At 74.6% G+C, this 1,024-nt stretch carries 1 pseudogene; it reads right to left on the bottom strand.

Annotated elements, in window-relative coordinates:
- Positions 1 to 1,024, bottom strand: a pseudogene (locus I55_RS36865) (hypothetical protein); the annotation flags it as partial.

Here is a 1,024-nt window from a genome sequence, read left to right as displayed (position 1 = left end):
GGTTGAGGGATCGGTGGGCGTGGTGCCCGTCCCGCCGCTGCCGGTGGTGGGTCTGTCGTGCCGGTACCGGTGTGCCGCCCGCCGGCCTCAACGCCGCCGGAACCCGTGCCGGTGGTCGGATCAGTGCCGTGGTCGGTGCCGCCGGTTCTGGTTCCGGTTGAGGGATCGGTGGGCGTGGTGCCCGTGCCGCCGCTGCCGGTGGTGGGGTCTGTCGTGCCGGTACCGGTGTTGCCGCCGCCGGCCTCGACGCCGCCGGAACCCGTGCCGGTGGTCGGATCAGTGCCGTGGTCGGTGCCGCCGGTTCCGGTTCCGGTTGAGGGATCGGTGGGCGTGGTGCCCGTGCCGCCGCTGCCGGTGGTGGGGTCTGTCGTGCCGGTACCGGTGTTGCCGCCGCCGGCCTCAACGCCGCCGGAACCCGTGCCGGTGGTCGGATCAGTGCCGTGGTCGGTGCCGCCGGTTCCGGTTCCGGTTGAGGGATCGGTGGGCGTGGTGCCCGTGCCGCCGCTGCCGGTGGTGGGGTCGGTCGCGCCGGAGCCGGTGTTGCCGCCGCCGGCCTCGACGCCACCGGAACCTGTGCCGGAGGTCGGATCAGTGCCGTGGTCGGTGCCGCCGGTTCCGGTTGAGGGATCGGTGGGCGTGGTGCCGGAGCCCGTTCCACCGCTGCCGGTGGTGGGGTTGGTCGAGCCGGAGCCGGTGTTGCCGCCGCCGGCCTCGACGCCACCGGAGCCTGTGCCGGAGGTCGGATCAGTGCCGTGGTCGGTGCCGCCGGTTCCGGTTCCGGTTGAGGGATCGGTGGGCGTGGTGCCCGTGCCGCCGCTGCCGGTGGTGGGGTCTGTCGTGCCGGTACCGGTGTTGCCGCTGCCGGCCTCGACACCGCCGGAACCCGTGCCGGTGGTCGGATCAGTGCCGTGGTCGGTGCCGCCGGTCCCGGTTGAGGGATCAGTGGGCGAGGCGCCGGTGCCACCGCTGCCGGTGGTGGGGGTCTGTCGTGCCGGTACCGGTGTTGCCGCCGCCGGCCTCAACG

It is taken from the genome of Azospirillum sp. B4 (assembly GCF_000333275.1).
Lineage (GTDB): Bacteria > Pseudomonadota > Alphaproteobacteria > Azospirillales > Azospirillaceae > Nitrospirillum.
The sequence above is the reverse complement of the archived record's forward strand: the minus strand, read 5'-3'. Positions and strand labels throughout refer to the sequence as shown.